At 70.4% G+C, this 20,669-nt stretch carries 16 protein-coding genes and 1 pseudogene; 9 read left to right on the top strand and 8 right to left on the bottom strand.

Annotated elements, in window-relative coordinates; all coding sequences use genetic code 11:
• The 6 genes from ACWDS7_RS32165 to ACWDS7_RS32190 all read right to left on the bottom strand — a co-directional run.
• Positions 1-748, bottom strand: a 748-nt coding sequence (locus tag ACWDS7_RS32165) for a P-type ATPase (RefSeq protein ID WP_451932312.1), incomplete at its 3' end; no start/stop codon positions are given.
• 87 nt (positions 749-835) lie between these two features.
• The gene (locus ACWDS7_RS32170) at positions 836-1,735 is read right to left on the bottom strand and encodes a universal stress protein (RefSeq protein WP_451932313.1); all 900 of its coding nucleotides are present in this window, start codon (positions 1,733-1,735) and stop codon (positions 836-838) included.
• A gap of 207 nt (positions 1,736-1,942) precedes the next feature.
• Positions 1,943-2,764, bottom strand: a complete 822-nt coding sequence (locus ACWDS7_RS32175) for a universal stress protein (RefSeq protein WP_451932314.1) — start codon at positions 2,762-2,764, stop codon at positions 1,943-1,945.
• A 70-nt stretch (positions 2,765-2,834) separates the two neighbouring features.
• The gene (locus ACWDS7_RS32180) at positions 2,835-3,314 is read right to left on the bottom strand and encodes a CBS domain-containing protein (protein ID WP_451932315.1); all 480 of its coding nucleotides are present in this window, start codon (positions 3,312-3,314) and stop codon (positions 2,835-2,837) included.
• A complete protein-coding gene (locus tag ACWDS7_RS32185) occupies positions 3,314-4,180 on the bottom strand; it encodes a universal stress protein (RefSeq protein WP_451932316.1) in 867 nt (288 codons plus the stop codon). Before ACWDS7_RS32185 ends, ACWDS7_RS32180 begins: the two co-directional genes overlap by 1 nt.
• 432 nt (positions 4,181-4,612) lie before the next feature.
• On the bottom strand, positions 4,613-5,461 hold the full coding sequence (locus ACWDS7_RS32190; RefSeq protein ID WP_451932317.1) for a universal stress protein: 849 nt from the start codon (positions 5,459-5,461) through the stop codon (positions 4,613-4,615).
• A 195-nt stretch (positions 5,462-5,656) separates the two neighbouring features.
• Here ACWDS7_RS32190 and ACWDS7_RS32195 point away from each other — a divergent pair, with 195 nt between their 5' ends.
• A complete protein-coding gene (locus ACWDS7_RS32195) occupies positions 5,657-6,415 on the top strand; it encodes an HAD family hydrolase (RefSeq protein ID WP_451932318.1) in 759 nt (252 codons plus the stop codon).
• Positions 6,390-8,498 (top strand): glycoside hydrolase family 65 protein, encoded by a 2,109-nt coding sequence (locus ACWDS7_RS32200; protein ID WP_451932319.1) that lies wholly within the window; start codon positions 6,390-6,392, stop codon positions 8,496-8,498. Before ACWDS7_RS32195 ends, ACWDS7_RS32200 begins: the two co-directional genes overlap by 26 nt.
• Here the strand turns inward: ACWDS7_RS32200 and mgtA are convergent, their stop codons facing one another.
• On the bottom strand, positions 8,499-11,177 hold the full coding sequence (gene mgtA / locus ACWDS7_RS32205; RefSeq protein ID WP_451932320.1) for a magnesium-translocating P-type ATPase: 2,679 nt from the start codon (positions 11,175-11,177) through the stop codon (positions 8,499-8,501). It abuts the gene before it with no gap.
• A 170-nt stretch (positions 11,178-11,347) separates the two neighbouring features.
• On the opposite strand from mgtA, the gene ACWDS7_RS32210 reads away from it, so the two are divergent.
• Positions 11,348-14,002, top strand: coding sequence for a bifunctional acetate--CoA ligase family protein/GNAT family N-acetyltransferase (locus ACWDS7_RS32210; RefSeq protein ID WP_451932321.1), 2,655 nt, complete (start codon positions 11,348-11,350; stop codon positions 14,000-14,002).
• Between the two features lie 138 nt (positions 14,003-14,140).
• Here ACWDS7_RS32210 and ACWDS7_RS32215 read toward each other — a convergent pair whose 3' ends face one another.
• Complete coding sequence (locus tag ACWDS7_RS32215) at positions 14,141-15,010, bottom strand: universal stress protein (RefSeq protein WP_451932322.1); 870 nt, start codon at positions 15,008-15,010, stop codon at positions 14,141-14,143.
• 663 nt (positions 15,011-15,673) lie between these two features.
• Between ACWDS7_RS32215 and ACWDS7_RS32220 the strand changes: the two genes are divergently transcribed.
• The 6 genes and pseudogenes from ACWDS7_RS32220 to ACWDS7_RS32245 all read left to right on the top strand — a co-directional run.
• Positions 15,674-16,747, top strand: coding sequence for a 4Fe-4S dicluster domain-containing protein (locus ACWDS7_RS32220; protein WP_451932323.1), 1,074 nt, complete (start codon positions 15,674-15,676; stop codon positions 16,745-16,747).
• On the top strand, positions 16,735-17,553 hold the full coding sequence (locus ACWDS7_RS32225; RefSeq protein WP_451932324.1) for an FAD/NAD(P)-binding protein: 819 nt from the start codon (positions 16,735-16,737) through the stop codon (positions 17,551-17,553). The genes ACWDS7_RS32220 and ACWDS7_RS32225 overlap by 13 nt, the downstream gene beginning before the upstream one ends.
• Positions 17,553-18,350, top strand: coding sequence for an NADH-quinone oxidoreductase subunit B family protein (locus ACWDS7_RS32230; RefSeq protein ID WP_451932325.1), 798 nt, complete (start codon positions 17,553-17,555; stop codon positions 18,348-18,350). The genes ACWDS7_RS32225 and ACWDS7_RS32230 overlap by 1 nt, the downstream gene beginning before the upstream one ends.
• Entirely contained in the window at positions 18,340-19,626 is a 1,287-nt protein-coding gene (locus ACWDS7_RS32235) for a Ni/Fe hydrogenase subunit alpha (RefSeq protein WP_451932326.1), read from the top strand. The genes ACWDS7_RS32230 and ACWDS7_RS32235 overlap by 11 nt, the downstream gene beginning before the upstream one ends.
• 24 nt (positions 19,627-19,650) lie before the next feature.
• On the top strand, positions 19,651-20,154 hold the full coding sequence (locus ACWDS7_RS32240) for a hydrogenase maturation protease (protein WP_451932327.1): 504 nt from the start codon (positions 19,651-19,653) through the stop codon (positions 20,152-20,154).
• Between the two features lie 120 nt (positions 20,155-20,274).
• A pseudogene (locus ACWDS7_RS32245) lies at positions 20,275-20,576 on the top strand (transposase); the annotation flags it as partial.
• Positions 20,577-20,669 lie beyond the last annotated feature (93 nt).

A 20,669-nucleotide genomic window follows, 5' to 3' on the forward strand; every position in this document is an offset into this window, starting at 1 on the left:
GGCCGGACAGCAGCCAGGCGGCGGCCGCCAGCAGGAGCGTGGTCGGCAGGAACCAGGCGGCGAACCGGTCGGCGAGCCGTACGACGGGGGCGCTGTCGGTCTCGGTCTGCCGCGCCAGCCGGACCACTCCCGCATAGGTGCTGTCCGCCGCGGTCCGGGTGGCCCGCAGGGCGAAGGCGGCACCGGCGTTCACCATACCGCTGCGCACGCCCTCGCCCGCGGCGTGCTCCACCGGTATCGACTCCCCCGTCAGCGCCGACTCGTCCAGCAATGCGAGATCACCCGCCACCACCCCGTCGACGGGGACGATCTCCCCGCTGGGGACCAGCAGCAGGTCTCCGGGGCACACCTGCTCGACCGGCACGAGGCGAGGCACCCCGTCCTCGAAGCGCCGGGCCGAATGCGGCGCGCGTTCATACAGGGCATTCAGGTCACGCCTGGCCCGGTGCAGGGCGTAGTCCTCCAGCGCCCGGCCGGTCGCAAGCATCACGCCGATCAATGCGCCGGCAAGGTACTCCCGTACGGCGAGCGCTCCGACCAAGGCGAGTACGGCGATGGCGTCCACCCCCAGCCGGCCACTGCGCAGCGCCGAGATCACCCATCCGGTCGCGGGCACCACGGCCGCGCCGGTGACCACCGTCCACACGATGTCACCGGCCGCCTCCGCACCGGCCAGGTGAAGTATGAGTCCGGCCAGCAGTCCGGTCGTGGTGACCACGAGAAGGGCAATGGTGGCGAACCGTCTCATGTTCTCGGCCTCCTGCGGCGGCCTGAGTCGCCCATGGGCCGGAGGTCGGCTTTGATCAGGACCTCCGGCCCATGGACGACTCGGCGGTCAGGATCGGACGACCGCCACCGGGCCGTGCGCGTGGTGCAGCACGCCCCGGCTGACGGAGCCCAGCAATATCGAGCCGACCGCGCCCCTCCCCCGTGAGCCCACGACGACCAGGTCGGCTCTGGTGGAAGCACTGGTGAGAGCGTCTACGGGGTGCGCGCTGTGGACGTCCTCGACCACTTCCACCTCGGGGAACTTCTCCTGCCAGGCGGCGAGCCGCTCCTGGACCACCCGGTGCTGTGCCTGGCGGATCTCGTCCATGTCGTAGGAGATCTCGGGTGCGAAGGCGTGCACCGGCAACTGCCAGGCATGGACGGCGCGCAGGGCGCAGCCGCGCAGCCTGGCCTGCTCGAAGGCATAGGCCAGCGCGGGCTCGCACCGCGGGGAGTCGTCGACGCCGACGACGACCGCGCGGTGCGTTTCCTCGTCGCCGGGGCGGACGACGACCACCGGGCCGTGAGCGTGGCCGGCCACGTGCGTGCTCACCGATCCGAGCAGTGCTCCGGCGAAGCCGCCCATGCCTCTGCTGCCGAGCACGATCGCCGTGGCGCCGGCGGCCTGCTCGCACAGGGTCCTGGTCAGGTTTCCCTCAATCAGTTCGGTGCTCACCTCGACGGACGGCTGACGCCTTCGCGCCGTCTGCTCGGCCTCGGCCAATACTTTCCGCCCGTTCATGACCATCGTGTCGGGCCGCTCGGGGGTGGCGAACCGGTGAATGTCATAGGGACCGCGCTCCACGACGTGCACGATCCGTAGCGGCGACCGCCTGCGGAAGGCGTCGTCGGCGGCCCATCTCACCGCTCTGTCCGCATCGGCCGAACCGTCCACCGCGACGACGATCGGCGAGGAACCCTCGTGCGTGTCCGGACCGACCGGCTGGCTGGTGTCGTTGGAGGACATGTTCTTCTCCCCAGGTAGGATTCCTGCCCGTTCAAGCATCGGACGCGGATATCGGGAAATCCCAGAGGCGCTGGACTTCCTGCGCAGGGACTTTCGGCCTGTTTCCTGATCGGTGCTTGTAAGCGAGCTACCCGCTGTCTCCATGGATGGAGTGAGCAGGCTGCGGGTACGCGCTGCAAACGCGACGATTTCCCGTAACTTTCGCTATCAATCGTGCTGTTTGACGACGGCCACCGGGCATGAGGCTCGGTGGAGCAGCTCCTGGCTCACCGAGCCGAGAACCCGTGCCCGGACGCCCCCCAGTCCCCGGGACCCGACCACCAGCAGCCGTGCCTGACGGCTACGGGCCAGCAGGGCGGGAAGCGGCAGCTGGCTGACCGCGCCGGCCGTGACGGCCACGCCGGATTGGTCGCCGGACAGCGAGGCCACGGTCTCGGCGAGCCAGCGCTCGACCTCCCATCCGGACCGTGGCGAGGTGTCCTTCCGCGCGTGGATTACGTGTACCGGCAGCCGGTGAACCCGGGCATGCCCCAGCGCGAACCTCAGAGCCGCCGCCGAGCAGTCGGATCCGTCCACCCCCACCACGACGTTCCCCGGAGACGGCGGCGATGTCGGATCGGCCCGCCGTACGGCCAGCACGGGGCAGAGCGTGTGGGCGGCGACGTGGGCGCTCACCGAGCCGAGCAGCAGCCCGGCGACCCCGCCGAGCCCCCGGCAACCGACGACCAGCATCTCCGCCGCCCGGCTGAGCGAGACCAGTTCCGGCCCCGGAGTCCCCCGGGCCAGAATCGACCGCACGGCCCGGCCGGGCAGCAGTTTCTCAGCCAGTTCCACTCCCTCGATCAGGGTCCGGCCCGCCAGCCTGCGTACCTGCCCGGTGATCGCGGCCTCGCGCTCGGCGTGGGGGCCGTCCCAGACGTGGCAGATGGTCAGCTCCGCCCGGCCTGTCCCGCACTCCCGCGCCGCCCATTCGACGGCGGTACGGCTCTGTGGTGATCCGTCGAACCCGACGACGATCTCTCGCCTCATGAGCTCCCCTCCCTCCAGCAGCGGCGACGTCACGTCGTTCGACGATCGGGAAGAAGGTGACGGCTCCGCATCATTCCCCTGGGGCGTGGGGCATGACCGGGACCAGGCGGAACATACCCGTCAGCAGCTCCGGAGTCTCCTGTGGCCCGGCGGGACGGCCGGCCACGGCCCGCAGCACGTCGGTGGCCGTCACCATCCCCACCAGCCTGTTCGACTCCCCCAGGACCGGGAGCGCGTCGACACCCGCGCCGATCATGGCCTCCGCGGCGTCGGCCAGGCGCGCGTCGAGCGTGGTGTGCGGGCAGCGATGCTCGCCCAGCAGCGGGTGGATCCGCGCGCGTGACTGCTCGGCCGGGCCGCCGGACCAGCGGGCGGTGAGGTCCTCCCGGGTCAGCACGCCCCGCAGGCAACCGTGTCTGTCGACGACCGGCAGGTGGTGGACACCCGCGCGGCGCATGATCTCCCACGCCATCAGCGGGGACTCGTCGGGCTCGACGGCGACCAGCGTCCGGCTCATCACCTGCGCCACCGTGAGCTCGCGTACGTCCATCACGCCTCCCCCCGGGCGGGCACGATCGCGACGGGGCAGCGGGCGTGGTGCAGGATCCCGTGGCTCACCGACCCCAGTACGGCCGAGCTGAGCCGGCCCAGTCCCCGCGAGCCGACGACGACCAGGTCCGCGGCCTCCGATGCCTCGCAGACGACGGCGACGGGATGCCCGCAGACCACCGTCTCCTCGACTTCCACCTCCGGGTGCTTCTCCCGCCAGGGAGTGAGCGTGTCCGCCGCGATGCGCCGCCCGGCGGCGGAGATCTCCTCGAACAGCGGCGTGTAGACAGTGGCCCCCTGTCCCACCACGGGCATCTGCCAGGTGTGGATCGCGTGCAGCCGGGCACCGCGCCGGGCGGCCTCCTCGAAGGCGTACTCCAGGACCGCCGCCGAATGGGGCGAGGTGTCGAAGCCGACCACGACCTCGTTGTAGATCCGCTCCTGTGAGCCTCGCACGACCACGACCGGCGCGGCCACGCGCCCGGCCAGGGCGAGGGAGACCGAGCCGAGCAGCAGCCCGGTGAACCCGCCGCGGCCCCGGCTGCCCAGCACGACCTGCTCGGCGTCCTGGGCCTCACGCCGGAGGATCTCGACCGGGCGGCCCGTCTCCAGCACGGTATCGCCCTCGACCCCCGGGGCGCGCTCGCGCGCCAGGCGGGCCGCGTTCTCCAGCACGCCCTGGCAGGACTCGGTCACCGAGTCGCGGAAGCCCGGCGGGGTCTGGAGCGGGATGTCGTAGATCCACGGCTCACACACCTGGACGATCCGCAGGGCACATCCGCGCCGCACGGCGTCGTCGGTGGCCCATTCGACCGCGGCCTGCGAGGAAGGTGAGCCGTCCACGCCCACCACTACATGCGCTGTCATGTCGTCCTCCTCTGGCTTCCCCTTCATTTCCATCCGACCTTCTCCCGGCGTTTTCCACAGCGGTCGAAGGACCCGGCCGTCAGGGACTTCCGGCCCCTGTCACCGGACTTCGTCCGTAGTGGAACGAAGGACAGATGAAGGACATGGGAAACGCCTCCCTGCGGAGGCGGACCGGCACACGGCGGCTGACCGAACGTGTGACGGCCCCGGCGACCTGGGCCGCCGGGTGACCTGGCGGCGCAAGGGGCTGGGCCTCAGCCGCGAGCAGCCGGCAGGCCAGGCCGGCATCGTCCCGGCAGAGATCACCGGCCGCCGTATCCGGCACGTTTCATGATCCTCGGAGAGGTGCACGCCGGAGCGGCCACCGGGTCGGCATCATTGCCACCGGGACCCCAAGAAACCCGCCACGCGCCCCGGGCAGGCTGATTCGATTCATCTGACGACCGCGACGGGGCAGTGAGCGTGGTGGAGCACCCCTCGGCTGACCGAGCCCAGAAGGACCGATCCGACGGCGCCGAGGCCGCGGGACCCCATGACGAGCAGGTCGGCTCGTGCCGAGGCGGCCACGAGGGCCGGTACCGGGTGCGCACATGTCACGTCCTGCACGACGTCGACCGTGGGGAATCTCTCTTTCCAGCCGGTGAGCCGGGCTGCGGCCATCCGGCGTTCTCCCTGCCGGACCTCGTCCATGTCGCGGGCGCCCTCAGGCGTGAACCCGTGAACCGGTGCCTGCCAGGCGTAGACCGCCCGCAACGGGCATCCGCGCAGTTCGGCCTGTTCGAAGGCAAAGCCCAGAGCGGGCCGGCATTCGGCGGAACCGTCGACGCCCACGACCACTTCACCGCGCGTCTGTCCGCCACCCGGCCTGACGACCACCACGGCACCGGGCACGTGACCCGCCACACGGATGGGGACCGAACCGAGTAGCGATCCGGCGAAACCCCCCAGGCCACGACTGCCGATCACCAACTCGACGGCCGCCCCGGCCTGCTCGCGCAGGACCTTGACCGGCGCCCCTTCGATCAACTCGGTGGTCACACAGACCTCCGGCCCGCGTTCCGCGGAGGCCGTGAGCGCCTCGGCGAGCACCTGCTCACCCAGGCGCGACAAGTGGTCGGGCCAGCCCGGCGCGGGAAGTTCGGCGACGTCGTGCGGCCAGCGGTCCACGACGTGAACGATCCGCAAGGGCACTCCCCTGCGGACGGCGTCATCGACCGCCCAGACCAGGGCTGCGGTCGCGGCGGATGAGCCGTCCGTTCCGACCGCGATCGATTCAGTCATGACTGCCCCCGCTCCCCATCGGACCGTGGCACGGGCGGTTTCCTCAGAGGCGATCGTCCCAAGGCATGGGGACCTTCGCCCTCTCCCGGATGTGAGACCTGATCTACCGACGAAGGTCCCTGGCCTGTAGGGCCGATCAGCCCTGCCGACGGCGGTGAGCAGCACCGTACCGTGCAGATGGAAGGGAGATCCGCGATGGCGCCTTCCGTAGTCGTGGACCTTGAACGGACAGCCGCAATGATCTTCGACACCGATGGGGTCATCACCGACACGGCCACGGTGCACGCCGCCGCGTGGAAACGGGTGTTCGACAGCTTCCTGCGCGAGCGCGCCGAACGGTCCGGGGAGTGGTTGCGGCCGTTCGACACGGGCGAGGACTACCTTCGTCACGTCGACGGAAAGTCCAGGACCGACGGTGTCCGCGACTTCCTCGGCTCCCGCGGCATCGTGCCGGAACCGGACACGGTGGCCGATCTCGCTGCGCGCAAGGACGCCTCCTTCCTGTCGGAGATCCATGAGCACGGCGTGGCCCCCTTCCCGGCGACCGCCGAACTGGCACGCGAGCTACACCGCCGCGGCGTGCGTACGGCCGCTGTCTCAGCCAGCCGTAACTGCGCCGAGGTACTTCGCGCGGCCGGAGTCACCGATCTGTTCGACATCCGGGTCGACGGCGTGGACGCCGCCCGGCTGGGACTGGCGGGGAAACCCGACCCGGCGCTGTTCCTGCAGGCGGCTCGGCGGCTCGCCGTCAAGCCAGGCGAGGCGGCGGTGGTTGAGGACTCCCTCGCTGGTGTGCAGGCGGCCAGGGCGGGACGCTTCGGCGTCGTCATCGGCGTCGCCCGGCACGGGAACGGAGAGTCCCTGCAGGCCGCCGGCGCCGACCTCATCGTCACCGACCTGGCCCAACTACAACTTCACGGGAGAAGATGTGAACCCTTGGCTCCTCACCTATGACGGCTCCGACCCCACGCAGGAGGGGCTGAGGGAGGCGCTGACCACACTCGGCAACGGCTACTTCGCCACCCGGGGCGCCGTGCCGGAATCACATGCCGACGGAGCGCACTATCCCGGCACCTACGTCGCCGGCTGCTACGACCGGCTCGTCTCCCAGGTCGCAGGCCGCTCGACGGAGAACGAAGATCTCGTCAACGTGCCGAACTGGCTGCCGCTGACCTTCCGCGCCGACGGCGGTGACTGGTTCGCTCCCGGCAACGCCGAGATCCTGGCCCAGCGTCACACACTCGACATGCGCCAGGGGGTTCTCACCCGGCTGCTGCGCGTCCGCGACTCCCGAGGGCGGATCACCCGGGTGGAGCAGCACCGCCTGGTCTCGATGGACGACCCTCACCTGGCGGCTCTGACCATGACGGTCGTCGCGGAGAACTGGAGCGGACCGCTGGAGATCCGCTCGGCGCTTGACGGGCGCGTCACCAACGCCGGCGTCGCCCGCTACCGCGGGCTGGCCGACCGGCACCTGGTGCCGATCTGTGGGCACGCCGCCCACGGCGTGATCGAACTGCTGGCACGCACCGTCACCTCCCGTGTGGAGATCGCGCTCGCCGCTCGCACCACGCTGGCCGGCGGGCTCTGCCGTACCGGCGTGGAGGAGGGCTGGGTGAGCGACGAGCGGACCGTCGAGGTGAAAGCGGGCGAGGCGGTCACTGTGGAGAAGGTCGTCGCCCTGTACACCTCCCGGGACCGGGCCATCACCGAGAGCGAGGCCGCGGCCAGAGCTGCGGTCGTGCGCGCGGGCGGCTTCTCGTCCCTGCTCAAACGACACGCCCGAGCCTGGGACCGGCTATGGCAGCGGGCGCATGTCACCGCCGAGGACGTCGAGGTGCAGCAGATTCTCAACCTGTGCCTCTTCCATCTGCTGCAGACGGCCTCCCCGCACCTCGCGGAACTCGATGCCGGGCTGCCGGCCCGCGGTCTGCACGGCGAGGCGTATCGGGGCCATGTGTTCTGGGACGAGCTGTTCGCCTTCCCCTTCCTCGCACCTCGCTTTCCGGACATCACCCAGGCCTTGCTCAGGTACCGGTGGCGGCGTCTGCCCGAGGCGCGCTGGGCCGCCCGCGCCGTCGGGCACACCGGCGCGATGTTCCCCTGGCAGAGCGGCAGCGACGGCCGGGAGGAGACACCGGACCTGCACCTCAACCCCCGCTCCGGCCGCTGGTTGCCCGACCGCTCACACTTGCAGCGCCACGTCGGCCTGGCCGTCGCCCACAACGTGTGGCAGCACTACCGGACGACGAAGGACACCGCTTTCCTGGCGGGTTTCGGCGGGGAGCTGCTGTTGGAGGTGGCCCGGTTCTTCGCCTCGATCGCGACCCGCGAGGAGGGGCGTTACGCGATCCGCGGCGTGATGGGCCCGGACGAATACCACGACGGCTACCCGGGCCGTGCCGAGCCAGGCCTGGACAACAACGCCTACACCAACGTCATGACCGCGTGGCTGATGCGCCGGGTCCTGGACATGATCGACCTGGTCGGCGCCGAAGGGGTCAGCCGACAGGAGCTCGACCTCTTCACCGGCATGTCCCGGCGGATGCGGGTGGACTTCCACGACGGGGTGATCAGCCAGTTCGAGGGATATGCGGCGCTGGAGGAGCTGGACTGGGCCGCCTACCGGGAGAAGTACACAGACATCCGGCGGCTGGATCGCATCCTGGAGGCCGAAGGGGACACACCGAACCGGTACAAGGTCTCCAAGCAGGCCGACGTGCTCATGCTGTTGCACCTGCTGGGACAGGAAGGGGTCGGTGAGATCTTGACCGGCCTCGGCTACGAGTGGAACGCCGAGATGGCCGCACGGACGGTGGACTACTACCTCGCCCGCACCTGCCACGGCTCCACGCTGAGCGCGGTCGTCCACGCCGGGGTGCTGGCACGCCTGCGCCCCGGCGCCTCCCACCCCTTCTTGGTGGAGGCGCTGAACAACGACGTGAAAGACCTCCAGGGAGGCACCACCGCCGAGGGGATCCATCTCGGCGCGATGGCCGGGGTCGTCTGCCTGTTCGAGGCACAGGCTCGACCGTGATCACCGGCCGGTGCGGCCGGGCAGCGGACCCTGGTGACTGAACCGGGAGGCCCGGCGCTGCATGTGATGGACATGGTCACGGCGGCGGACGGTGAGCGGCCTGTCGGCAGGGCCTGCGAAGAACACCTTCTTGGCGAACTCGACCAGGATCAGATAGGCGATGACCATTCCGGTCAGGGTGAGGAAGAACACGGGCGGCAGTGTGGTGAATCCCAGCGCGTGTGACAGCGGCGATGACGGCAGCGCGATCCCGACGGCGACGACACCGAGGACGGCGGCCAGCAGCGGGACGCTGGGCCGGCTGCGCAAGAACGGGATCCGGCGGGTACGGATCGCGAAGATGATCAGAGTCTGGGTCGCGAGGGACTCCACGAACCAGCCGGAGCGGAACAGTTCGGGGCCGGCGTGGAAAACGCCGAGCATGATCGCGAAGGTGAGGAAGTCGAACAGGGAGCTGATCGGGCCGAAGAAGAACATGAACCGCCGTATGAAGCCGATGTCCCAGTGCGAGGGGGCGTGGAGCTGTTCGGGATCGACGTGGTCGGTGGGGATGCTGAGCTGGCCGGTGTCATAGAGCAGGTTGTTCAGCAGGATCTGGCCCGGAAGCATCGGCAGGAAGCTCAGCACCGCTGAGGCGGAGGCGGCGCTGAACATGTTGCCGAAGTTACTCGAGGTGCCCATCAGGACGTACTTGATGGTGTTGGCGAAGATGCGCCTGCCCTCGGTGACCCCGTCGGCCAGGACCCCGAGATCCTTCTCCAGCAGGACGACGTCGGCGGCGTCCTTGGCGACGTCTGTGGCGGTGTCCACCGAGATCCCGACGTCGGCGGCGTGCAGTGCGAGCGCGTCGTTGACCCCGTCGCCGAGGAATCCCACGTCCCGTCCGCGGCGGCGCAGCAGCCGGATCAGCCGCGCTTTCTGCTCCGGAGAGACCCGGGCGAAGATCGTGGTGGTCTCGGCGACGGCGGCGAGGGCGTCGTCGTCCAGTGCGGCGATGTCGGTGCCGGTCATGGTGCCGCCCGAGGTCAGGCCGAGGTCGGCGCAGACTTTCTCCGCGACCAGCGGGTTGTCTCCGGTGGCGATCTTCACGGTGATGCCGAGCGCGGCGAGGCGGCGCAGTGAGGCGGCGGCCTCCTTGGGCCGATCGAGAAACACCAGGAACCCGGCCAGGGCCAGGTCGCGTTCGTCGGCCGGCGTCGGGACGGTCAGGTCGGCAGCGGGCCGGGTGGCGACGGCCACGACCCGGCTGCCGGCGGCGAACTGAGCCCGCAGCGTGTCAGCGGCTCCGGCCGGCAGGTCCGGACAGCGGCTCAGGACGGCCTCGGGCGCGCCTTTGGTGATCAGCACCCGGGTGCCGTCCGGACCGCGGAGCACGGCGGTGGTCATTCGGCGTTCATGATCGAACGGCAGCAGCCCGAGCCGCGTGTAGCCGCCGGCCAGGTGCACCGGAGCACCTGGCGCCTGCCACAGCGCCGCATCCAGCGGATTTCCTCCCACCGCGACCGAGCCACCGGCCGGCAGGTCGGCCTCTGGCGCAGGGGCGGCCTCGGCCGGCAGATCGGACTCCGTCGTCAGCAGGCCGAGAAGCAGTACCCGGTCGTCGGCGCCCCCGCCCGGGCCCAGGGCGGCGACGAAAGCGATCCGGCCCTCGGTCAGAGTGCCGGTCTTGTCGGTGACCAGGACGTCCATGTCGCCGAGGTCCTCGATGCAGACCAGCCGTTTGACCAGCACCTTGCATCGGGCGAGCCGCCGGGAACCGGCCGCCAGGCTGGTGCTGACCACCGCGGGCAGCAGCTGTGGGGTGATGCCCACCGCGATCGCCAGGGAGAACAGCAACGACTCGATCAGCGGACGGTGCAGTACCAGATTCGTCACCAGGATCAGTGAGGTCAGCGTGATCGCGACCTGCAGCAGCAGTGCCGAGAAATGCCGTAGCCCGGCCTGGAAGTCGGTCTCCGGTTGCCGCTGCCCCAGGCCGAGCGCGATACGACCGAACTCCGCGCGTCCACCGGTCGCGACCACCACGCCGGTGCCGCCACCCGCCCGCACGACCGTGCCCATCAGGGCGCAGCAGCCCAACTCGGCCGGCACCGTGCCGGACGGGACGGGCGCGACCGTCTTGTCCACCGGCAGCGACTCGCCGGTCAGCACGCTCTCGTCACATTCCAGACCGGTCGTGGTCAGCAGCCGCAGATCCGCCGGGACGATCCCGCCCAGCGTCAGCCGTACCACGTCGCCGGGCACCAGCACGGTGACGTCAACCTCGACGGGCCGGCCATCGCGCACCGCCACGGTGGTATGCCTGACCTGGGAATGCAGCGCCTGAGCCGCCCGTTCGGCCCGGTACTCGTTGACGAAGCCCAACCCCACACTGGCCGCCAGGATCACCCCGATGATCAGCGCGTTGGTGCTGTCCCCGACAAAGAACGAAACGACCGCGGTTACCACCAGCAGCACCAGAACCGCGTTGCGCAGTTGCCGCCCCAGCACCCGCAACGCCCGAGCGTGGTGGACGCGCACCGCATTCGGACCACAGATCGCCCGGCGCCGCGCGGCCTCGGCGCCGGACAGCCCCACCTCGGTGACGCCCAGCCGGTCGAGCACCTGTACGGCAGGCAGCGCGGCCGCCTCACCGGCGGACAGACCCGTCAGGTGTGCCGCACCCGACGGTATGTGCACGGCGGTCCCCATACTCCCCAGCAGAGCACCGCCAGGCGGGATGGCTCTCCGGCCGAAAGGCACCAGCTGGAGGGACCTTCGGCACCCGCGCCCCTTAGAGCCGACAGTCCCTGCCCGCAAGGGCACTTGGACTCTAGGGGGCGCCGCGGCGACGAGCGAGGCTGTCTCGTATGAGACGGACCGTTCCCGATGAGTGCGACGTCTTGCTGCGTGAAGGCGGCATCGCCCACATCCGACCGCTGCGGCCGGACGATCGCGCGCGATTGCACGAGCTGGTCGACAGGTCTTCTGAGCGCTCGGCCTACCTGCGTTTCTTCGCCGGCGGCATGGCGACCGCCCACGCCTACATGGACCGCATCACAGCGCCGGGCTACCCGGGCCGCGCGTTGGTGGCCCTGTCACAGGGCCGGCTGGTGGCGGTCGCGGAGTACATTCCCGGGGATGCGGGCGACGCCGAGATCGCGATCTTGATCGATGATGGGATGCACCGCCACGGTCTGGGCACCTTGCTGGTGGAACATCTGGCGTTGAACGCCGCCGACGAGGGCGTACGTGAGCTGGTCGCCGACGTGCTCGCCGAGAACCGCCCCATGCTCCGGGTGCTGGACGACATCGGGCTGAACGTCACCCGCGCGTTCAGCGACGGATCGGTTGAGGTCCGGATAGATCCGCGGCCCACCTCGGGCATGTTGGAGCGGATCGAGGCACGCGCGCACCAGGCGGCGTCGACCTCCCTGAGGCGGCTGTTCTGCCCGGAGTCAGTCGCGGTGATCGGCGCCGGCCGCGCCCCAGGCGGAGTCGGCCACCACATTCTGCGGAACCTCCTTCAGGGAAGTTTCCCCGGCCCCGTCTACCCGGTCAACCCGCACACCAGGCAACTTTGCGGCCTGCCCGTCTACGCGAATGTGGGCAGCGTGCCGGGCCCGATCGATCTGGCGGTCATCGCGACCCCGGCCCGCACCGTGTTGGAAGTCGCCCGCGACTGCGCCGGCCACGGCGTGCGGAACCTCGTCGTCGTCACGGCGGGATTCGCCGAAGCCGGAGAGAAGGGCATGGAGGATGAACTGCTGAGGATCTGCCGTGAGGCCGGCATCCGGCTGGTCGGTCCCAACTGTCTCGGCATCGTCAACACCGCGGCCCGGCTCAACGCCAGCTTCCTGCCTCACTCGCCCGCCCCGGGGCGTCTGGCCCTGATGTCACAGTCCGGCGCGGTCGCGGTCGCCCTGATCGACCGCGCGGCCCGTCTGGAGATCGGCATCTCCTCCTTCGCCTCGGTCGGCAACAAGGCCGATGTCAGCGGTAACGACCTGCTGGAGTACTGGGAGGACGACCCGGCGACCGACGTGATCGCGCTGTATCTGGAGTCGTTCGGCAACCCTCGTAGATTCGGCCGCATCGCGCGGCGGGTGAGCAGGCACAAACCGATCATCGCGGTCAAGAGCGGCCGCGGCGGCTCAGGCGAGCGGGCGGTCCGCTCCCACACCGCGGCCGCCGCCACTCCGGACGTGGTCGTCGACACCCTGCTGAAAGCCTCGGGCGTCATCCGCGTAGACACCGTTCAGGACATGCTCGACACTGCGCGCCTCCTGGCCACCCAGCCGCTGCCGCAGGGCAGGCGGGTGGCCATCGTCGGCAACTCCGGCGGACCGCAGGCCCTTGCCGCCGACGCCTGCGAGCAGCGCAATCTGCTGGTCCCCGAGCTGACCCCGGTCACCCGCGGGCGGCTGCGTTCCCGGCTGCCGGTCGCGGCAGCCGTGACCAACCCCGTCGACCTCACCGCCGACGGCAGCGCGCAGGAGCTGGCGTTCGCCGTCGAGGCCGTCCTCGCCGATCCGGACATCGACATCGTCATGGTCGTATACACCCCACCGTTCGGCTCCGGCCTGGGCAGAACCCGCCAGGCCATCGCCCGCGCGGCCACGTCGGCAGGCAAGACCGTGGCCGCGTGCATCAGCGGGCATGACGGCCTGCTGGACGGGCGTGTGCCCTGCTACGCCTTCCCCGAGCAGGCGGTGCAGGCACTGCGCCACGCGGTGGACCACGCGTCTTGGCGCGCCGCGCCGCAAGCCCCGCCCGCCGAGCCGCACCCGGCCGACACCGTCGCCGCATGCAGCATCGTCGAGGCGGACCTGACGCGCCATCCCGGCGGCCGGTGGCTCGACCATGGCACCGCCGCCCGCCTGCTCGGCTGCTACGGCATCCAGACGGCCGAGTCGATCGAGGCCGACGGACCGGACAGCGCCGCGGCGGCGGCCGCCACGATCGGGCTGCCGGTGGCGCTCAAGGCCACCGGTCCGAACCTGGTGCACAAGAGTGACGTCGGCGGTGTCCGCGTCGGTCTCGGTACGCCGGACGAGGTCGGCCGCGCCTACCGGGAGATGGCCGGCGTGATCGGACCGGCCATGACCGGCGCGATCGTCCAGCCGGTGATCGAGGCGGGTGTTGAGATCATCATCGGTGGCGTCGCGCACAAGGCCTTCGGGCCCTTGCTCATGGTCGGCATGGGCGGCGTCACCGCAGAGCTTCTGGCCGACCATTCCTTCCGGGTGCCGCCACTCAGCGACCAGGACACGGCGGCGATGATCGCCGAGCTCCGCTGCGCTCCCCTGCTCACCGGCTATCGCGGACGCCCGTGTGTCGACGTGGCCGCGTTGCGGAAACAGATCGCCGGCGTCGGGAGGCTCTTGGACGATCTCCCGGAGGTGGTCGAACTCGACCTGAATCCGGTGATCGTCACCCCGGCCGGCGCGGTGGCCGTGGACGTGCGGGTACGGCTCGCTCCCGCCGCTCCACCGCCGTCGCTCTTCCGCCGGCGGCTCCGATGAACGGGACGGCCCATCACACTCGCGGGCCCGTTCAGGCGAAGATCAAGGCCGCCCAGGAATCGTCGATGACACCCGTCACGGGGTCAGGCGATGGTCAGAAGGTGGTCCGTCCCCTGACCCGCGCCTGCGAGCCGCTTCTCATGGGATCTCTTTTCGGGGGCGTACGACGGCGACAGGGCAGTGGGCACGATGCAGAAGACCGTGGCTGACCGAGCCCAGCAGGGCCGAGCCGAGGGTGCCGAGGCCGCGTGAGCCGACCACGACCAGATCAGCGGTACGTGAGGCATCGGTGAGAGCGGGTACCGGGTGGCCGCACAGGATCGACTCCTTCACCGAGACATCCGGGTGCTTGTCACGCCAGAGGACCAGACGCTGGCGGGCCATGCGAGATTCGCTTTCGAACGTCTCCTGCAGCAGATCGGCGTAGGTGACGGCGCGGGAGGCGAACGCCGGGGTCTGCCAGGCGTGAACGACGTGGAGCCGCGCGTCGCGCAGCCGGGCCTGCTCGAAGGCGTACTCCAAGGCGGCCTCACCGTGCGCGGATCCGTCGTAGCCGACGGCGATCTCACCGTGAACGCTCTGGGCGGCCTGCCGCACGATGACCACGGGGCCGGCCGCGTGCCCGGCGACTCCCATACCGACCGACCCGAGGACCAGGCCGGCGAAACCGCCCGATCCACGGCTGCCGAGCACGAGCGTGTCGGCGGTCTCGGATTCGCTTTTCAGCCGCTCGACCACCGCGCCGATCACCTGGTCGGTGGTCACGTCGGTCCCCGGTGCCCGCCGGCGGGCCCGAGCGGCCGCCGCGGCAAGCACTTCGTCGCAGTGCTCTCTCAACGCGTCGCTCAGGCCAGGGGCGGCATGGAAGGGGAAGTCGCCTGCCCACGGTTCACGCACGCACACGATCTTCAGGGTGGCGCCCTTTCGCGCGGCGTCATCGGCCGCCCATTCCAGCGCCGCCGTCGCGGTCACGGAACCATCGACACCGACGACGATCTGTCCGCTCATGGTCATCTCCTTGTCGGGAGCTCCGTGTCTTCCATCTCCATCTCACTGTCGGAGGCCGTCACGCGCAGCGGGCGAACGTCCCCCGCTTTCAGGACTTCCGTCCCGCCCAGGGCCGACCCCGGCGAACCATCGGGCCATCCCTGAACAGCGCCAGTGGGGGTCAGGGGATCTCGACTGCTCATGGCAGCATCACACAGCCGGGCGGCAGGAGGCTCCACCGGCGTAGGTCCCCTTCTCGTGGGACCTACGGTCATCCTGTGAGGTGCGCCGCAAGCTCGTCGGGGTGCCGTCGGGCTCCTGTCAGGGAGGACCCGCCGTCCGCTCGCGCGTATCTCTCCTCGCGCTGGGGCCTCCTGGCCGTCCGGCGAGGGACTTTCGGCACTGCGCGTTCTCACCGACAAGACGTAATGTTCGAGACAAAGGGTCTCGTCGGGCGACGTCGCCCCGATGAATGGTCCTTCCGTGGTGGAGGCATCGGCGTCGACATGATGGTCCTCCCTGCCGGAGCGGTGCAGTGAGGCGACCGCCGTGGGGGCTGCGGCGAAACTTCAGACGCGTCATCCGCATGGCCGGCGCGCCTGTGTGGAAGGAAGATGACATCGTCTCCTGTCCCCCGGGTGAGGATCCGACATATGAGAAGCCAGGGACAAAGGGAGACGTCCCATGAACGCAGTTGTGGCAGAGTCGCTGGAACCGCTCATCGCCGAGTTGCGCTCTCGTGGCTTCACCGTCGTCGGGCCGACGACGCGGGACGGAGCCGTTCGGTTCGCCGAAATCTCCTGCGCCGCGCAGCTACCCGCAGGGCGAGGTGACGAGCAACAACCCGGGCGCTACCGGCTGACCGAGCGGCACGACGATCTGGTGTTCGGTTTCGCCGCGAGCCCCGACTCGGCCAAACGCTATACCCAGCCGCCCCGGCAGCCTCTGTTCCGGATGCGTGAGGGGACGGTGGAGGAGGCGGAGGCCGAGGCGCCCCGCATCGCCCTGCTGGGCGTGCGCTCCTGCGATCTGGCCGCGATAGCCGTACAGGACCGGGTGTTCCTCGGCGGCAGGCACCCCGACCCGGCCTACCGCAAGCGGCGCGAGGCGATGCTGCTCATCGCGGTGAACTGCGCGGTTCCCGGCGGCACCTGCTTCTGCGTCTCCATGGGCACCGGACCGAAGGCCACCACCGGGTTCGACCTGGCGCTCACCGAGCTGAGCGACCCGCACCGGTTCCTGATCGAGACGGGGAGCGATCAGGGAGCGGAGATCGTCGCAGCGATCTCGCATCGGCCGGCCACCGGCGACGACGTCGTGGCCGCCGAGGAGGTCTCCCGCGTCGCCGCCACCCGAATGGGCCGCCAGGTGGACACCGACGGCATCCAGGAACGCCTGGCCGGATCCCACGACTCGCCGCGCTGGGCCGAGGTCGCCTCCCGCTGCCTGGCCTGCACGAACTGCACGATGGTCTGCCCCACCTGCTTCTGCACCACGGTCGAGGACGCCACCGACTTCACCGGTGGCGTCGCGGAGCGGACGGAGGTGTGGGACTCCTGCTTCACGCTGGACTTCTCCGAGGTCGGCGGTTCCTCCTTGCGCGGCTCGGGATCGGCCCGCTACCGGCAGTGGCTGACCCACAAGTTCTCCACCTGGTTCGACCAGTTCGGCATGTCCGGGTGCGTGGGCTGCGGCAGATGCATCACCTGGTGCCCGACCGGCATCGACGTCACCGAGGAGCTGGGATGCATCCTATGACGCCGGCGCCCTACCGGGTGCGTTCCCGCCGCCCGGATCGGGCCGACACGGTGACCTTGGCGCTCAGACCGGTCGCAGGTCCGTGCCCGCCGTTCCTGCCGGGTCAGTTCACGATGATCTACGCTCCCGGGGTCGGGGAGATACCGGTCTCGATCAGCGGCCGGGCCCGCTCCGGCGGATATGTGCAGACGATCCGCGCGGTGGGCGCGGTCAGCGGGGCGCTGTGCCGCACCCGGCCCGGTGACGTGGTGGGGGTGCGAGGGCCGTACGGCACGGCATGGGATCTGCCGTCGGCGGAGGGCCTGGACGTGGTCGTGGCCGCGGGCGGGCTCGGCTTGGCCCCGCTGCGGCCGGTCATCCGAGAGCTGACTGCTCACGGCTCCCGCTACGGCCGCATCAGCCTGATCGTCGGCACCCGCACGCCCGCGACCCTGATCTATCCCGGCGAGCTGGCCCGCTGGCGCGACAGGCACGGCATCGACGTGCAGGTCACCGTGGACCACCCCGACCTCGCGTGGGAAGGGCCGGTGGGCCTGGTCACGCGGCTGATCGACCGGATTGTCTTCGAACCTCGCCGTACGTTCGCCTTCGTCTGCGGTCCCGAGGTCATGATGCGTGCGAGTGCGGCCGAGCTGGTGCGGCGGGGCGTCGCAGCCGGACGGGTGATGCTGTCGGTGGAGCGCGACATGAAGTGCGGCGTCGGCCGCTGCGGTCACTGCCAGCTCGGCCCGCTGCTTACCTGCCTCGACGGCCCGGTGCTGAGCTACGAGCGGGCCGCGGGCCTGCTGGCCGTGAGGGAGCTGTGATGGCCAGGCCCGCGGCCACAGCCGGGCACCCGCGGCTGGCGGTGTGGAAGTTCGCCTCCTGCGACGGCTGCCAGCTCACCTTGCTGGACTGCGAGGACGAGTTGCTGTCGGTCGCCGCCGAGGTGGACATCGCCTACTTCCTGGAGGCTTCGAGCGCGGTCGGGCCCGGGCCGTACGATCTGTCGCTGGTCGAGGGGTCGATCACGACCCCGGATGACCTGCGGCGGATCCAGCATGTGCGACGCGTGTCGAAGCGCCTGGTGACGATCGGCGCCTGCGCGACCGCGGGTGGCATCCAGGCGCTGCGCGACTTCGCCGATGTGCACGAGTTCGCCTCGATCGTCTACGCCCGGCCCGACTACATCGCCACCTTGGAGCGTTCCACCGCGATCTCCGCCCACGTGCCGGTCGACTTCGAGTTGCGCGGCTGCCCCATCGACAAAAGACAGCTGCTGGAGGTCATCTCGGCGTTCCTGGCCGGCCGGCGCCCCTTCGTACCCGCCCACAGCGTCTGCGTGGAGTGCAAGTCCCGCGGCAACGTGTGCGTCACGGTGGCCCACGGGACCCCCTGTCTCGGCCCGGTCACCCAGGCCGGTTGCGGAGCGCTCTGCCCGGCGTTCAACCGGGGCTGCTACGGCTGTTTCGGCCCGATGGAGAGCCCCAACGCCCGGGCGCTCAACGCGCAGCTGCGAGAACTCGGCATGAGCACCCCCGAACTGGTGCGCGTCTACCGGACGTTCAACGCCACCGAGGAACCTTTCCGCCAGGCGGCTGAGGAGGCCGAAAGTGACGCATAAGTCGATCAGGATCGGCGGGCTGACCCGCGTGGAAGGCGAGGGATCACTGCTGGTGCGCGCCAGCGGCGGCCGCGTCACCGATCTGCGGCTGAACATCTACGAGCCGCCGCGCTTCTTCGAGGCACTGCTGCGCGGAAGGGATCACACCGAGCCGCCCGACATCACCGCCCGCATCTGCGGCATCTGCCCGGTGGCCTACCAGATGAGCGCCTGCCAGGCCATCGAGGCGGCCTGCGGGACAGAGGTGACCGGGCCCCTGCGGGACCTGCGGCTGCTGCTTTACTACGGCGAGTGGATCGAGTCGCACGCCCTGCACATCTGCCTGCTGCACGCCCCCGACTTCCTCGGCTATGACAGCGGCGTGGCCATGGCGGCCGACCACCGCCACCTGGTGGAGCGGGGGCTGGCGTTGAAGAAGGCCGGCAACGAACTGGTGGCGGCTCTCGGTGGCCGGGCGATTCATCCGGTCAACGTGCGGGTGGGCGGCTTCTACCGGGTGCCCGCCCGCGCCGAGCTCGCGCCGGTCGCCGAACGGCTGCGCCAGGCCCGCGAGGAGGCGCTGGCGACGGTGGAATGGGTGGCCGGGTTCGACTTTCCCGACGTGGAGCACGACTACCGCTTCCTCGCGCTGCACCACCCGGCGGAGTACGCCATCCTGTCCGGGACGATCGCGGTGAGTGACGGGAGCGGATTCGCGGCAGCCGACTGGCCCGCCCACATCGTGGAAGAGCAGGTGCCGCACTCCACCGCCCTGCACGCGCGGCTCGACGGGGCCGCCGGCTATCTGGTGGGCGCCCTGGCGCGCTACGCCCTGAACGGGCGGCAGCTGTCCCCGCTGGCCCGGTCGGCGGCTGACGCCGCCGGGCTCGGCCCCGTCTGCCGTAACCCGTTCCGCAGCATCGTGGTGCGAGCGGTGGAGATCCTGCACGCCTGCGACGAGGCGATCCGGATCATCGAGGACTACACCGAGCCGCAGGCGCCGTCCGTGCCGGTCGAGCCCCGTCCCGGAGTCGGTCACGGGGTCTCGGAGGCCCCGCGGGGCACGCTCTACCACCGCTACCGGATCGACGGCGCGGGCCTGATCGCCGAGGCTGACATCGTGCCTCCGACTTCGCAGAACCAGGCTCGCATCGAGATGGATCTGCGTCACCTCATCGAGCCCCGTCTCGACCTGCCGGAGGCGGAGCTGGCGGAGCTGTGCGAGCGGGCGGTACGCAACCACGACCCGTGCATCTCCTGCTCGGCCCACTTTTTACACCTTCACCTGGACCGGTGAGGTCGATCCAACCCGGGAGGGATCATGCACGCCCATGTCGTCATCGGGATCGGCAACGACTTCCGAGGGGACGACGCCGCGGGGCTGGAGGCGGCCCGGCTGCTGCGCGGCATGCTTCCCCCGGAGGTTCCCGTGATCGAGAACGAGGGCGACCCGGCCGAGCTGATCGAGGCGTGGACCGGCGCGGACCTGGCGATCGTGATCGACACGGCGGTTTCCGGCGCGCCCCCGGGCACGGTGGTCCGGCACACCGTCCTCGGTCCTTCCATCTCACGGAGGCACGCTCCACAGCCGCCCCCCGCCATCCAGCACGCCAGCTCCCACGCTCTGGGCGTCGCCGACGCGGTCGCCCTCGGTCACGCCCTCGGCCGCCTGCCTCGTGAACTCACGCTCTACACCGTTGAGGGCGCAGACTTCGGACTCGGGGCCCCGATGACGCCCGCCGTACGGCGTGCCGTCGAGGAGACCGTCGCGACGATCGCCGATCTCGTCCCGCAGAGCTCAGCGCGGCTCCGCCCCTCCTGGTAGTGCTCTGTCAGGTCAGCCTGTTGTGGCTGGTCGGGTCGGTCGGGTGATGGTTCGATGCGGGCGTGTCCCCCCGAACAGCCCGCTCATATCCGTCGGCGGCTGGAGACGTTCGTCGCTTAGGTGTTCACCCCGTCGGCCCGCTCGGATCAGCGGGTCAAGGCAGTCACCTATCTGCGGGGACTGCTGTTGGACGGCCGTCGTAAGTCGATGCAGCCGATGGCCGAGCGGCTGGGCGTGGACCACCAGGCACTGCAGCGGTCCGTCACCTCCTCCACCTGGGACTTGTGCACGGTACGGCAGCGCCTGGCCGTCCGCGCGGTGCAGGTGATCGCCCCGCACGCATGGGTGATCGACGACACCGGCTTCCCAAGGACGGCAGCGCCTCACCGGGGGTGGCCCGGCAGTACTGCGGCACGCTGGGGGCTTGTTCGTGAATAACTGTCAGAGCTGATCTGCGGGGCAGTCATCGGCGGACGTAATACGATCTTGCAGTTGCTCGAGCGTACGTGCGGGCG

Source organism: Streptosporangium sp. NPDC003464, from assembly GCF_053588315.1.

Excerpts from the sequence above, each read along its gene's own strand:
- ACWDS7_RS32170 (WP_451932313.1), bottom strand. The coding sequence starts at position 1,735 with ATGTCCTCCAACGACACCAGCCAGCCGGTCGGTCCGGACACGCACGAG.
- ACWDS7_RS32175 (WP_451932314.1), bottom strand. The coding sequence starts at position 2,764 with ATGAGGCGAGAGATCGTCGTCGGGTTCGACGGATCACCACAGAGCCGT.
- ACWDS7_RS32180 (WP_451932315.1), bottom strand. The coding sequence starts at position 3,314 with ATGGACGTACGCGAGCTCACGGTGGCGCAGGTGATGAGCCGGACGCTG.
- ACWDS7_RS32185 (WP_451932316.1), bottom strand. The coding sequence starts at position 4,180 with ATGACAGCGCATGTAGTGGTGGGCGTGGACGGCTCACCTTCCTCGCAG.
- ACWDS7_RS32190 (WP_451932317.1), bottom strand. The coding sequence starts at position 5,461 with ATGACTGAATCGATCGCGGTCGGAACGGACGGCTCATCCGCCGCGACC.
- ACWDS7_RS32195 (WP_451932318.1), top strand. The coding sequence starts at position 5,657 with ATGGCGCCTTCCGTAGTCGTGGACCTTGAACGGACAGCCGCAATGATC.
- ACWDS7_RS32210 (WP_451932321.1), top strand. The coding sequence starts at position 11,348 with ATGAGACGGACCGTTCCCGATGAGTGCGACGTCTTGCTGCGTGAAGGC.
- ACWDS7_RS32215 (WP_451932322.1), bottom strand. The coding sequence starts at position 15,010 with ATGAGCGGACAGATCGTCGTCGGTGTCGATGGTTCCGTGACCGCGACG.
- ACWDS7_RS32220 (WP_451932323.1), top strand. The coding sequence starts at position 15,674 with ATGAACGCAGTTGTGGCAGAGTCGCTGGAACCGCTCATCGCCGAGTTG.
- ACWDS7_RS32225 (WP_451932324.1), top strand. The coding sequence starts at position 16,735 with ATGCATCCTATGACGCCGGCGCCCTACCGGGTGCGTTCCCGCCGCCCG.
- ACWDS7_RS32230 (WP_451932325.1), top strand. The coding sequence starts at position 17,553 with ATGGCCAGGCCCGCGGCCACAGCCGGGCACCCGCGGCTGGCGGTGTGG.
- ACWDS7_RS32240 (WP_451932327.1), top strand. The coding sequence starts at position 19,651 with ATGCACGCCCATGTCGTCATCGGGATCGGCAACGACTTCCGAGGGGAC.